This window comes from Citrobacter sp. C5_2, from assembly GCF_014596845.2.
In the GTDB taxonomy this organism is placed as follows: Bacteria; Pseudomonadota; Gammaproteobacteria; order Enterobacterales; family Enterobacteriaceae; genus Citrobacter; species Citrobacter werkmanii.
Map to the genome: position 1 here is coordinate 831137 of NZ_CP115032.1, position 12262 is coordinate 843398.

The 12262-nt window shown below is 51.1% G+C and carries 13 protein-coding genes; 11 read left to right on the forward strand and 2 right to left on the reverse strand.

Going from position 1 to position 12262, the window contains the following annotated elements:
• The first annotated feature begins 26 nt into the window (after nt 1–26).
• The gene (locus ICA20_RS04070; protein ID WP_000843494.1) at nt 27–224 is read left to right on the forward strand and encodes a DUF2933 domain-containing protein; all 198 of its coding nucleotides are present in this window, start codon (nt 27–29) and stop codon (nt 222–224) included.
• Between the two features lie 33 nt (nt 225–257).
• On the opposite strand, the gene ICA20_RS04075 is transcribed toward ICA20_RS04070, so the two are convergent.
• Nucleotides 258–995 carry a peptidoglycan DD-metalloendopeptidase family protein gene (locus ICA20_RS04075; protein WP_000287501.1) on the reverse strand — a complete coding sequence of 246 codons (738 nt, stop codon included), beginning with the start codon at nt 993–995 and terminating at the stop codon, nt 258–260.
• Between the two features lie 288 nt (nt 996–1283).
• Entirely contained in the window at nt 1284–1733 is a 450-nt protein-coding gene (locus tag ICA20_RS04080) for a copper resistance protein (RefSeq protein ID WP_001023257.1), read from the reverse strand.
• A 234-nt stretch (nt 1734–1967) separates the two neighbouring features.
• Between ICA20_RS04080 and pcoA the strand changes: the two genes are divergently transcribed.
• From pcoA to ICA20_RS04130, 10 genes are all read left to right on the forward strand, one after another.
• Entirely contained in the window at nt 1968–3785 is a 1818-nt protein-coding gene (pcoA, locus tag ICA20_RS04085) for a multicopper oxidase PcoA (protein ID WP_000925242.1), read from the forward strand.
• A 5-nt stretch (nt 3786–3790) separates the two neighbouring features.
• Nucleotides 3791–4681 carry a copper resistance outer membrane transporter PcoB gene (gene pcoB, locus ICA20_RS04090; protein ID WP_001378118.1) on the forward strand — a complete coding sequence of 297 codons (891 nt, stop codon included), beginning with the start codon at nt 3791–3793 and terminating at the stop codon, nt 4679–4681.
• A 39-nt stretch (nt 4682–4720) separates the two neighbouring features.
• Nucleotides 4721–5101, forward strand: coding sequence for a copper resistance system metallochaperone PcoC (gene pcoC / locus ICA20_RS04095; protein WP_000025662.1), 381 nt, complete (start codon nt 4721–4723; stop codon nt 5099–5101).
• 55 nt (nt 5102–5156) lie between these two features.
• Nucleotides 5157–6035 (forward strand): copper resistance inner membrane protein PcoD, encoded by an 879-nt coding sequence (gene pcoD / locus ICA20_RS04100; RefSeq protein WP_229692861.1) that lies wholly within the window; start codon nt 5157–5159, stop codon nt 6033–6035.
• 54 nt (nt 6036–6089) lie between these two features.
• Nucleotides 6090–6770, forward strand: a complete 681-nt coding sequence (gene pcoR / locus ICA20_RS04105; protein ID WP_001188930.1) for a copper response regulator transcription factor PcoR — start codon at nt 6090–6092, stop codon at nt 6768–6770.
• Entirely contained in the window at nt 6767–8167 is a 1401-nt protein-coding gene (gene pcoS, locus ICA20_RS04110) for a copper resistance membrane spanning protein PcoS (protein WP_006785898.1), read from the forward strand. Before pcoR ends, pcoS begins: the two co-directional genes overlap by 4 nt.
• 215 nt (nt 8168–8382) lie before the next feature.
• Nucleotides 8383–8817 carry a copper resistance system metallochaperone PcoE gene (gene pcoE / locus ICA20_RS04115; protein WP_038633679.1) on the forward strand — a complete coding sequence of 145 codons (435 nt, stop codon included), beginning with the start codon at nt 8383–8385 and terminating at the stop codon, nt 8815–8817.
• A gap of 486 nt (nt 8818–9303) precedes the next feature.
• Entirely contained in the window at nt 9304–9912 is a 609-nt protein-coding gene (locus ICA20_RS04120; protein WP_004393990.1) for a TetR/AcrR family transcriptional regulator, read from the forward strand.
• Entirely contained in the window at nt 9909–11060 is a 1152-nt protein-coding gene (locus ICA20_RS04125; protein ID WP_022652304.1) for an efflux RND transporter periplasmic adaptor subunit, read from the forward strand. The genes ICA20_RS04120 and ICA20_RS04125 overlap by 4 nt, the downstream gene beginning before the upstream one ends.
• Complete coding sequence (locus ICA20_RS04130; protein WP_038633672.1) at nt 11057–12262, forward strand: ABC transporter permease; 1206 nt, start codon at nt 11057–11059, stop codon at nt 12260–12262. The genes ICA20_RS04125 and ICA20_RS04130 overlap by 4 nt, the downstream gene beginning before the upstream one ends.

The window sequence follows — 12262 nt, forward strand, 5'->3', positions numbered from 1 at the left end:
TCAGTTACGAACAGAAGGAGTCCAGTATGAAAAGTACCACCTATGCGCTTATTGCTGTCGCCGCGATCGCGGCATTTGCCCTCCTGCGCGAACACTGGTCACATGTGGCAGGTTACTGGCCATATCTGTTATTGCTGGTCTGCCCGCTAATGCATCTTTTCCACGGCCACGGAGGGCATGGAGATCATCAACATCACGGAAGTGAAAACGATAAAAAAAATTAATCCGGCAGACGGGGCCGCGTCGCGGTCCCGTTATCAGTCCAGGTATCGTTCGTAGTCTCTGGCATGCGCAAAGGCATGCTGTTCGAGTTTGTTATCAGCGGGTGCCGCTGCCCGGAACGCCAGAGAGTTAACAGGGTTGTTATTGATGACCAGCTCGTAATGCAGATGAGGACCGGATGAACGTCCGCTGTTACCGGATAACGCAATAGCACCTCCCCGTGTAACCCTGGCCCCTTTAGTAACGAGTATTTTATTGAGGTGGAGATAGCGAGTTTTAACACCGGCTTTTCCCGTTACTTCAACAAAATATCCCATGGTACTGTTGTATTCGGCCCGGGTGATTTTTCCGTCGATGACGCTGACTATTTTCGTGTTCATGGGCATGGAATAATCAATGCCATTATGGGGACTCACTTTTCCCGATACCGGGTTAAGTCTTGCAGGATTGAAAGGCGAACTGAGTCTTGCTGTGGCCGGTAACGGATAATCGAGACTGCCTTTCCCGGAAGTATCGGAAAGGTTATAGAACTTTTTATCTGATATACGATACGCCGTGTAATTAAATGAACCGGACGTAAATTTATAGGCCACGACACGTGATTTTCCCGCTTTCTTTTGCAGTACGAGTTTTAATGATTCATTTTTTTTCAAATGCCGCAGATTAAACCGGGAAGGCAAGGAGCGCTGAAGAGTAGCGATCTCGTTCGATTCCAGCCCCGAGCGGGTGGCTGAAAGGTAGGCATTTTCTTTTACGACATCGGTAGAATACATTTACTGGAATTCGCCGTTAGCATGAACACTGCGGCGTATGCTAGGGGTTTTCAGGAGGCGTGTCATCTGTCAGTTAATCGGGAGCACCGTTGATGGTCGTCATTTTTGTAACATATCTTGTTTCCCGTTTGCTCCTGAAGCTCTGGGAACTGTATGACCAGCCCGACGGTGATGATTAACGGGACTGAAACAGGTTACGGCAGAGCAATATGGGGCTCATGTCCTGCTACGTAACCCGTCAGTAAAGCCCTGCTGCGCACCTGACGCTAAGCACTAACCCGCCTGCAGTTACCTGGTCGAATACAGCCCGCGAAGCTTTCTTGCCTGCGTCTGATGTGCTTCCGCACCGGCATTATTGACCTGCTCATGCACGAGAGCGGCTTTTTCTCCGGCATTCAGTTCGTTAAAAGAAGAAGACGAGGTCTTTGAATTTGCATCACTGCCGGACAGCATTTTTTTATGTTCCTCAATCATTTTCTGATGCGCATAGGACGCGCTGTTGTTCATAAATGAATGAGCAACAATGGCCCTTTCATGTTCATTCATTTCAGAGAATGAGGGCGTGTTGTTTTTATTAACCCTGTCCGGTAAGTTTTCATGCGTCGAGGAATTCACATGACTGACGGCTGAGGCATTATTAACAAATCGATGTGCTTCATGGGCAATATCACTGGACTGAGCAAAAGCTGCCCCACAAAATAAAGCTGTAAACGCAGTGGTCGTGATTAATATATTCATGTGTAATTACCTTCTGAGGTACATAAAAGATGTCCTTATGATCATATATAAAAATAATCAACCTGTGGGGAAGATGACGTAAATGTAATACAGCTATGTACATTACACGATTGTAATGAATTTGTTTCTTAAGGTGTGCTAGATTCATTTCATTGTAAGTGGATGAACCAGTAATTTAATTTAAATCGGTTCTCGAATTCTGTCAGTAACCATACTTTAAATAAGGGAATGCGCATGCTGTTGAAAACTTCTCGACGAACTTTCCTGAAGGGGTTAACCCTCTCTGGCGTAGCCGGAAGTCTTGGCGTATGGAGTTTCAATGCGCGTTCCAGTCTGAGCCTGCCAGTTGCCGCATCCCTGCAGGGTACTCAGTTTGACCTGACCATTGGTGAAACGGCCGTCAATATCACGGGCAGTGAGCGTCAGGCCAAAACAATCAATGGAGGCCTGCCGGGGCCCGTTCTTCGCTGGAAAGAAGGTGACACCATTACCCTGAAGGTCAAAAACCGTCTTAATGAACAGACGTCCATTCACTGGCACGGCATTATTCTTCCGGCCAATATGGATGGTGTTCCGGGGCTGAGTTTTATGGGCATAGAGCCTGATGATACCTACGTTTACACCTTTAAGGTTAAGCAGAACGGGACTTACTGGTACCACAGCCATTCCGGTCTGCAGGAACAGGAGGGGGTATACGGTGCCATTATCATCGATGCCAGGGAGCCAGAACCGTTTGCTTACGATCGTGAGCATGTGGTCATGTTGTCTGACTGGACCGATGAAAATCCTCACAGCCTGCTGAAAAAATTAAAAAAACAGTCGGATTACTACAATTTCAATAAACCAACCGTTGGCTCTTTTTTCCGCGACGTGAATACCAGGGGGCTGTCAGCCACCATTGCCGATCGGAAAATGTGGGCTGAAATGAAAATGAATCCGACTGACCTCGCGGATGTCAGTGGCTACACCTACACCTATCTCATGAACGGGCAGGCCCCGCTGAAAAACTGGACCGGACTGTTCCGTCCCGGTGAAAAGATACGCTTACGGTTTATCAACGGCTCGGCAATGACCTATTTCGATATCCGTATCCCCGGGCTGAAAATGACGGTCGTGGCTGCAGATGGCCAGTATGTAAACCCGGTTACCGTTGACGAATTCAGGATTGCCGTTGCCGAAACCTATGATGTCATTGTGGAGCCTCAGGGTGAGGCCTATACCATCTTCGCACAATCCATGGACAGGACCGGTTACGCTCGAGGGACACTGGCCACGAGAGAGGGGTTAAGTGCTGCCGTTCCCCCCCTCGATCCCCGTCCTCTGTTGACCATGGAAGATATGGGTATGGGGGGAATGGGACATGATATGGCAGGAATGGACCACAGCCAGATGGGAGGCATGGATAACAGCGGAGAGATGATGTCTATGGACGGTGCTGACCTTCCGGATAGCGGGACATCCTCCGCGCCCATGGATCACAGCAGCATGGCCGGTATGGATCATTCCCGGATGGCCGGAATGCCGGGTATGCAAAGTCATCCTGCGTCAGAAACGGATAACCCACTGGTTGATATGCAGGCGATGAGCGTCTCTCCGAAATTAAATGATCCGGGTATTGGTCTTCGAAATAACGGAAGAAAGGTTCTCACGTACGCGGATTTGAAAAGCCGCTTTGAGGATCCTGACGGACGTGAACCTGGCCGTACCATAGAACTGCATTTAACCGGCCACATGGAAAAGTTTGCCTGGTCATTTAACGGAATCAAGTTTTCAGATGCCGCACCGGTGCTGCTGAAATACGGTGAGCGGCTCAGGATCACGCTGATCAACGATACCATGATGACTCACCCCATTCACCTGCATGGTATGTGGAGCGATCTGGAAGATGAAAACGGTAATTTCATGGTTCGTAAACACACAATAGATGTTCCCCCTGGTACAAAACGCAGTTACAGAGTGACAGCAGATGCGCTTGGCCGCTGGGCGTATCACTGCCATTTGCTCTATCACATGGAAATGGGAATGTTTCGTGAAGTCCGGGTGGAGGAATGATGCGAATGAAGAGAAATTTGAAGGCCATACCTGTTCTGGTCGCCGGTTTGTTTACCTCACAGCTTTCTATTGCGGCGGGCTCCGTCTCTGCAGATCCCCACGCCGGGCACGACATGTCTGCCATGCAGATGCCAGCAGATGAGAATTTCACTGAGATGACGTCAATGGAGCCCATTGTAACTGAGAGCAGAACGCCAATTCCGCCTGTTACCGATGCCGACCGGAAGGCTGCATTCGGCAATTTACAGGGGCATGCGATTCACGACAGTGCGATTAATTATCTGGTTCTGCTGGATCAACTGGAATGGCAACGGTCGGATAACACCAACAATTTCAGCTGGAGTGTTAACAGCTGGATTGGAGGCGACACAGATCGGATTTGGCTAAAGAGTGAAGGTGAACGAAGCAATGGGGAAACGGAGGCGGCTGAAGCGCAGTTACTCTGGGGACATGCGGTTGGCCCATGGTGGGATTTGGTTGCGGGTGTCAGGCAGGATTTCAGACCTGCTTCTGCCCGGACCTGGGCTGCTGTCGGTTTTCAGGGGCTGGCACTCTATAATTTTGAGTCTGAAATTACGGGTTTTGTCAGTAATGGCGGAAAAGCAGCCCTTCGTCTGGGAGGAGAATACGACGTTTTACTGACTAACCGGCTCATACTCCAGCCATCCTATGAGGTGAATTTCTACAGTCAGGATGATGAATCGCGGGGTCGCGGCAGGGGACTGACTGACACAGAGCTGGGGCTCCGGCTGCGCTATGAAATACGCCGTGAGTTTGCACCCTATATAGGCGTTTCCTGGAATCAACTTTACGGGAAAACATCCGATATGGCGAAAAGAGAAGGTGAGAAAGACCATCAGGTAGTATTCCTGGCGGGAGCCAGAATCTGGTTTTAACGCACTGATATAAAACACTCAACTAAACAGGTAAATAAAATGTCGATTTTAAATAAAGCCATTCTTACAGGTGGCCTCGTTATGGGCGTTGCTTTCTCTGCTATGGCCCATCCGGAATTAAAAAGCTCTGTGCCACAGGCTGATTCAGCCGTAGCGGCCCCGGAAAAGATTCAGCTTAATTTCTCGGAAAATCTGACCGTGAAATTCTCAGGTGCAAAATTAACAATGACGGGTATGAAAGGCATGTCATCACATTCTCCGATGCCGGTCGCGGCAAAAGTGGCGCCAGGCGCTGACCCTAAATCGATGGTCATTATTCCGCGAGAGCCTTTACCCGCTGGCACTTATCGTGTTGACTGGCGCGCGGTTTCTTCAGATACGCACCCTATTACCGGTAATTACACCTTTACAGTGAAGTAATATTATGAACGACCTGATTATGATTGTTATTCGTTTTCTTCTTTATCTGGATTTGATGGTAATATTTGGATTGCCATTTTTTCAGATATATGGAATAAGTGGTGTCAGACATGAAACCTATAACCTGACTAATTTCAGGTCGTTTATAACCTTTGCTGTTGTTACAGGCATCATTCTTACTGGCATTAATATGCTCCTGGTATCTAATGCCATGAGTGGAGTAACTGACCTCAGAGAATTATCCATCCATGTTATCGAGATGGTGATAGAAGAAACTGATGTGGGTATTAGCTGGATTGTCAGGCTCTGTGCCCTGTTTACCACACTCGGTGCTTTGTTCCTTTACACTAATAAGAGAGTATTGTCCTGCCTGCTGATGACGATGAGTGGGGGCGTGGCGCTGGCCACACTTGCCTGGGGAGGACACGCCGTTATGCATGACGGTCTGCATTACTATCTCCATTTACTGAGCGATCTGACCCATCTCGGCGCTGCAGGTGCCTGGACAGGTGCTCTGGTTGCATTTGCTATCCTGCTGATGCGCAGAAACGAGCATAATGCACAGAGCGTCATTGTGATATCTGACTCCCTGGCAAAATTTGCCACGGCAGGAACGGTGATTGTTGTAGCCCTGATCCTGAGTGCGCTGGTCAACTATCTGTATATTGCTGAGGGTAACTTAACTCCCTTATTCAACAGTTCCTGGGGGAGGATATTGCTTGCCAAGACGGCTCTGTTTGTTCTGATGCTTCTTCTGGCTGCAGCAAACCGGTTTCACCTGGGGCCACGGCTTGAAGTTATGGTCAGGGAAGGGAATTATGATCGCAGCGTTGCCCTGATGCGAAACAGCATCCTGACAGAATTCGTTGTTGCGATTATCATTCTGGGCGCCGTAGCGTGGCTCGGAATGCTTGCTCCGTCTCAGGTCAGCTAGGGGACAGCCAAAGCTCATGCGTGAGATTTTTACTTTCATATCAGCGAGTTGACCATGCAGCGTATTTTAATCGTTGAAGACGAACAAAAAACAGGTCGTTACCTGCAGCAGGGACTGGTTGAGGAAGGCTATCAGGCCGATCTCTTTAATAATGGCCGCGATGGTCTCGGGGCCGCGTCGAAGGGACAGTATGATTTGATAATACTGGACGTGATGCTGCCTTTCCTCGACGGGTGGCAAATCATCAGCGCACTGAGGGAGTCCGGGCACGAAGAACCGGTCCTGTTTTTAACCGCAAAGGACAACGTGCGGGACAAAGTGAAAGGACTGGAGCTTGGCGCAGATGACTACCTGATTAAGCCCTTTGATTTTACGGAGCTGGTTGCACGTGTAAGAACCCTACTGCGCCGGGCACGCTCGCAGGCCGCAACAGTCTGCACCATCGCCGATATGACCGTTGATATGGTGCGCCGGACCGTGATCCGTTCGGGGAAGAAGATCCATCTCACCGGTAAAGAATACGTTCTGCTTGAGTTGCTGCTGCAACGCACCGGAGAAGTGTTACCCAGGAGTCTTATCTCGTCCCTGGTCTGGAACATGAATTTTGACAGTGATACGAATGTGATTGATGTCGCCGTGAGACGTCTGAGAAGTAAAATTGATGATGACTTTGAGCCAAAACTGATCCATACCGTTCGCGGTGCCGGATATGTCCTGGAGATCAGAGAAGAGTGAGGTTCAAAATTTCCCTGACCACACGCCTGAGCCTGATTTTTTCTGCGGTGATGCTTACGGTATGGTGGTTATCAAGTTTTATCCTGATTAGCACCCTTAATGGCTATTTCGATAATCAGGACCGCGATTTTCTGACAGGTAAACTTCAGCTCACCGAAGAGTTTCTTAAAACAGAGACGTTCCGGAACAAAACGGATATTAAGTCATTATCAGAAAAAATAAACGATGCGATGGTAGGGCACAATGGTTTATTCATTTCTATAAAAAACATGGAAAATGAAAAAATTGTTGAACTCTATGCCAAAAATTCTGTTGTTCCAGCGGTCCTGCTTAATAAGTCGGGTGATATTCTCGACTATATGATCCAGACGGAAGAAAATAACACCGTGTACCGCAGTATCTCGCGGCGGGTTGCCGTGACGCCGGAACAGGGTAAAAGCAAACATGTCATCATTACGGTTGCCACGGATACTGGGTATCACACCCTGTTTATGGACAAACTCAGTACCTGGCTGTTCTGGTTCAATATCGGTCTGGTCTTTATTTCTGTTTTTCTGGGCTGGCTGACCACACGTATTGGTCTGAAACCGTTACGGGAAATGACCAGTCTGGCTTCCTCCATGACTGTACACAGCCTGGATCAGCGTCTAAATCCCGATCTGGCTCCGCCGGAAATCTCTGAGACCATGCAGGAGTTCAATAATATGTTTGATCGCCTGGAGGGGGCATTCCGGAAACTGTCAGATTTCTCGTCTGACATCGCGCATGAGCTGCGCACACCAGTCAGTAATCTGATGATGCAGACGCAGTTTGCACTGGCTAAGGAAAGGGATGTTTCGCATTACCGCGAAATTTTATTCGCTAACCTGGAAGAACTGAAAAGGTTGTCACGAATGACCAGTGACATGCTTTTTCTGGCACGTTCAGAGCATGGTCTGCTGCGGCTGGATAAACATGATGTGGATCTGGCAGCCGAACTGAATGAATTACGTGAGTTGTTCGAGCCCCTGGCAGACGAAACAGGAAAGACAATCACGGTTGAAGGAGAGGGCGTTGTTGCCGGAGACAGCGATATGCTCCGACGTGCTTTCAGTAACCTGCTTTCCAATGCAATCAAGTATTCTCCCGATAACACCTGTACAGCGATACACCTTGAGCGTGACAGTGACTGTGTGAACGTGATGATTACGAATACGATATCCGGCCAGGTTCCCGCTAATCTGGAACGTTTGTTTGACCGGTTCTATCGCGCAGACTCATCAAGGTTCTACAACACGGAAGGCGCGGGGCTGGGATTATCAATTACAAGGTCGATCATTCATGCTCACGGCGGCGAGCTGTCAGCAGAACAGCAGGGGCGGGAAATTGTGTTCAGTGTGCGTCTGTTAATGGATTAATACCGTTATTCAGGAGAAACCCGGAAGGTGACAAAAATGTCATCGTTCAGTCACGCGATAAACAGAGGCGGTTTTTTATAATCAGCCATAAATCAGGACAGCGTGATAATTCAATCGCCCGGTTCCTGGCGTGATGATCAACCAGCCCTGAGATCAAATGCTTTCTCTGTTATAAGCATTGATTGTTCGGGTATGAAAACACCGGAGACCCAACCATGAAAAAGATCCTTGTATCCTTTATTGCCATGATGGCTGTCGCTTCATCTGCCTGGGCTGCAGAGACAATGAACATGCATGACCAGGTAAATAATGCCCAGGCGCCTGCCCATCAGATGCAATCATCCGCTGAAAAAAGTGCAGTTCAGGGGGAGAGCATGAAAATGATGGATATGAGCGGTCACGATCAGGCCGCAATGTCCCATGAAATGATGCAAAACGGCAATTCTGCTGCCCATCAGGACATGGCTGAAATGCATAAAAAAATGATGAAATCCAAGCCAGCAGCTTCTAACGAAACAGCAAAATCATTTTCCGAAATGAACGAGCATGAGAAAGCCGCTGTTATGCATGAGAAGGCGAATAATGGTCAATCTTCCGTTATTCATCAGCAGCAGGCTGAAAAGCATCGCAGCCAGATCACCCAGAATTAACCCGCAGCTCCACTTGTTAGACCCTCATTTGACGCCGAAGTCACTGGCTTACGCTCCCGTCCGGGAGCGTTTTTTTCCCATATATCAAACTTTAACTCTGAAGAGGTGGAAGTATCTGACCAACACTGTCACGTAACGCCAGATAACTACAAAAACACCTTTTTCCTCCTGTAAATTGCAGTTCCTGCAAGAACATCAAGGCATAATGTTGGAACAGCGTGTGATACACACTTAGTATCATGTTTTGTATGTGTTTTTTTTAAAAGTTTACAACTTTAAAGTCTTTTTCAGGTTAAAGGATACAACTTTAATGTCTCTACACAACTGATCGTGGTTGCCATACTGGGGACGTCTCAGAAAACGGAAAATAAAGCACGTTAAGCCCATTGCAGACTCTAGATATTGACGAGTACGTCGGGTTTTCTCTTGTTTGAGTTGCCTCTTGTGGTAAGATAGTAATCAATTACTATCTTACAAGGAGTGCTCGTGGACACCCATCCAAAGCATCTGCCGGCCGATGAACGTCGTGCCGTAACTGTCGAGTCCGTCGTGGCGCTTGCCGGTTCACAAAACCCAAGCGAGATAACCACTGCGGCTATCGCTAAACACATGAACTTGACCCAGGGTGCGCTGTTTCGGCACTTCCCGAACAAGGAAGCCATTTGGCAGGCGGTCATGGAGTGGGTAGCAGAGCGCCTATTAGCCAGAATCGATCGATCCGCACAAGGAATCGAGTCGCCCTTGGCAGCCATGGAGGCGATGTTCATGAGTCATATCGAATTCGTAGCTGAGCACCCAGGCGTGCCAAGAATGATGTTTGGTGAGCTTCAGCGTGCCGAATCGACACCGGCCAAGCGCATGGTGCAAACCTTGATTCAGCGCTACGGCGAACGTTTGCATCGTCTCATCGAGAAAGGCAAGGCCAGCGGCGAGTTGTCTCCCTCGCTTGACAACGAGGCGGCGGCAACGCTGTTCATTGGCACGATCCAGGGCTTGGTCATGCAATCGCTGTTGGCGGGTGATGTGGGACGTATGCACCGCGATGCGCCGCGCGTCTTTGCAATTTATCGGCGTGGCATAAGGAGTGCGCAATGAAAAAGTTACCCTTGCAAGGCCGCACCCTGGCACTGCTTGCCGTCATCATTCCTCTGCTGGTGCTTTTTATTTATGTCGGTCTGCGATCAGGGCCGCTCGCCCCGGTCGCTGTGACGGTGGCAAGCGTGGAATCACAGGCTATCACACCGGCGCTGTTCGGCATCGGCACGGTGGAGGCGCGCTACACCTACAAGATCGGACCGACGTTTGCCGGGCGCGTCAAACGCCTGGAGGTGCATGTAGGCGACCAGGTCAAGGCCGGACAGGTGCTCGGCGAGATGGAGCCGGTCGACCTTGATGATCGGGTGCGCTCACAGGAGTCTGTATTCAAGCGGGCGGAAGCGGCTTTGCGCGAGGCAGAAGCCCGGCAAGCCTACGCGCAAACCCAGGCGCGCCGCTATGAGCAATTGTTTGCGGTGCGCTCGACCAGCGAGGAAATCGTCACCACCAAGCGGCAGGAACTGCAGATCGCCGATGCCGCCCTATCCGCCGCTCGGGAAGATATTGCCCGGGCACGCTCCGACCGCGAAGCACTCGTCGCGCAGCGGAGCAATCTGCGCCTGATCGCGCCGGTCGACGGTGTAGTCGCCGTGCGCGATGCCGATCCCGGCACGACCATCGTCGCGGGCCAGGCCGTGGTGGAAGTGATCGACCCCAAGAGTTTGTGGATCAATGTGCGCTTCGACCAGATCAGCGCATCGGGGCTGGCTGGGGGGCTGCCGGCTCATATCGTCCTGCGTTCGCGTGGTGGCCAGACCTTGAAAGGTCGCGTGCTGCGGGTGGAACCCAAGGCCGACGCGGTAACCGAGGAAACGCTTGCCAAGGTGACATTCGATAACAAACCAGAACCTTTGCCACCAGTGGGTGAACTGGCCGAAGTCACGGTTGACTTGCCGGCGCTCCCGGCCGCTCCACTGATCCCCAACGCTGCCGTCCAGCGTGAAGGCGATAAAGTTGGTGTCTGGCAAATCGTGGATGGTGATCTGCATTTCTCCCCGGTCAAGCTCGGCACTTCCGACCTCAATGGTTACGTGCAGGTGCGCGAAGGGCTCAAGAATGGGGACCAGGTTGTGACCTATAGCGAAAAGGCACTGACGGCGCGCAGCCGCATCCATGTGGTCGAGCATATCCCGGGAGTTTCACGATGATCAGCCTGGCCGGCCGCGACATTCTCCATGCCTGGGGGAAATTCGTCTTCACCGGCATCGGTCTGGGTCTGCTGATCGGCGTCACCCTAGTCATGGCTGGGGTGTACCGAGGCATGGTGGACGACGGCAAGGCGTTGCTCGACAACAGTGGCGCTGACCTTTGGGTGGTGCAAAAGGATACTCTGGGTCCTTATGCGGAGTCGTCCAGCCTCAACGATGACGTGTATCGCGCCATTCTCGCCATGCCGGGAGTCTCACAGGCAGCGAACGCGACCTACCTGACCATGCAGGTACGCAAGGGCGAGAGTGATGTACGCACCATGGTGGTCGGCATCGCGCCCGGTGCGTTGGGGGCTACACCCGGATGGCCTCCTTATCTCGTCGCTGGACGCCAGATCACGCGCGGTCACTACGAGTCTGTGGCCGACATCGCCACCGGCTTCAAACTGGGAGATCGTCTTGCCATTCGCCGCAATCATTACACCGTCGTGGGGCTGACACGGCGCATGGTGTCGTCCAGCGGCGACCCGATGGTATTCATTCCGCTCAAAGATGCCCAGGAGGCCCAGTTCCTCAAGGACAACGATGCCATCTGGCAAAGCCGGCGTCGCACCGAAGCCAACCCGGTCTTCAATCGACCCGGTGATCCAGGTTTGCTGGATGCCGTGATTGCTTCACAGAGCAGCAACGCGTTCGTCAATGCCGTGCTGGTCACTCTGAAACCTGGTCATGCGCCGGACGAGGTTGCCGAATCCATCCAGCGCTGGAAGCGTTTGACGGTCTACACCCGGGCACAGATGGAAGACATCCTCGTCGGCAAGCTGATCGCCACCTCGGCCAAGCAGATCGGCATGTTCCTTGTGATTCTGGCCATCGTTAGCGCGGCCATCGTTGCCTTCATCATCTATTCGCTGACGATGGACAAAATCCGTGAGATCGCGGTGTTGAAGCTCATCGGCACACGCAACCGAACCATCGCCGCGATGATCATGCAGCAGGCGCTCGCCCTGGGCGTGATTGGCTTCGTGGTCGGCAAGATCACAGCCACCTTTTCAGCACCGGCTTTTCCAAAATATGTCCTGCTCACGCCAATGGATTCTGTCGCCGGTTTTTTTGCCGTGCTCGTGATCTGCGTTCTAGCTAGCCTCGTCGCCATTCGCATAGCACTCAAGGTCGATCCGGCCGAAGCCATTGGAGGTTGA

Excerpts from the sequence above, each read along its gene's own strand:
- ICA20_RS04070 (WP_000843494.1), top strand. The coding sequence starts at position 27 with ATGAAAAGTACCACCTATGCGCTTATTGCTGTCGCCGCGATCGCGGCA.
- ICA20_RS04075 (WP_000287501.1), bottom strand. The coding sequence starts at position 995 with ATGTATTCTACCGATGTCGTAAAAGAAAATGCCTACCTTTCAGCCACC.
- ICA20_RS04080 (WP_001023257.1), bottom strand. The coding sequence starts at position 1,733 with ATGAATATATTAATCACGACCACTGCGTTTACAGCTTTATTTTGTGGG.
- pcoA (WP_000925242.1), top strand. The coding sequence starts at position 1,968 with ATGCTGTTGAAAACTTCTCGACGAACTTTCCTGAAGGGGTTAACCCTC.
- pcoB (WP_001378118.1), top strand. The coding sequence starts at position 3,791 with ATGAAGAGAAATTTGAAGGCCATACCTGTTCTGGTCGCCGGTTTGTTT.
- pcoC (WP_000025662.1), top strand. The coding sequence starts at position 4,721 with ATGTCGATTTTAAATAAAGCCATTCTTACAGGTGGCCTCGTTATGGGC.
- pcoD (WP_229692861.1), top strand. The coding sequence starts at position 5,157 with ATGGTAATATTTGGATTGCCATTTTTTCAGATATATGGAATAAGTGGT.
- pcoR (WP_001188930.1), top strand. The coding sequence starts at position 6,090 with ATGCAGCGTATTTTAATCGTTGAAGACGAACAAAAAACAGGTCGTTAC.
- pcoE (WP_038633679.1), top strand. The coding sequence starts at position 8,383 with ATGAAAAAGATCCTTGTATCCTTTATTGCCATGATGGCTGTCGCTTCA.
- ICA20_RS04125 (WP_022652304.1), top strand. The coding sequence starts at position 9,909 with ATGAAAAAGTTACCCTTGCAAGGCCGCACCCTGGCACTGCTTGCCGTC.
- ICA20_RS04130 (WP_038633672.1), top strand. The coding sequence starts at position 11,057 with ATGATCAGCCTGGCCGGCCGCGACATTCTCCATGCCTGGGGGAAATTC.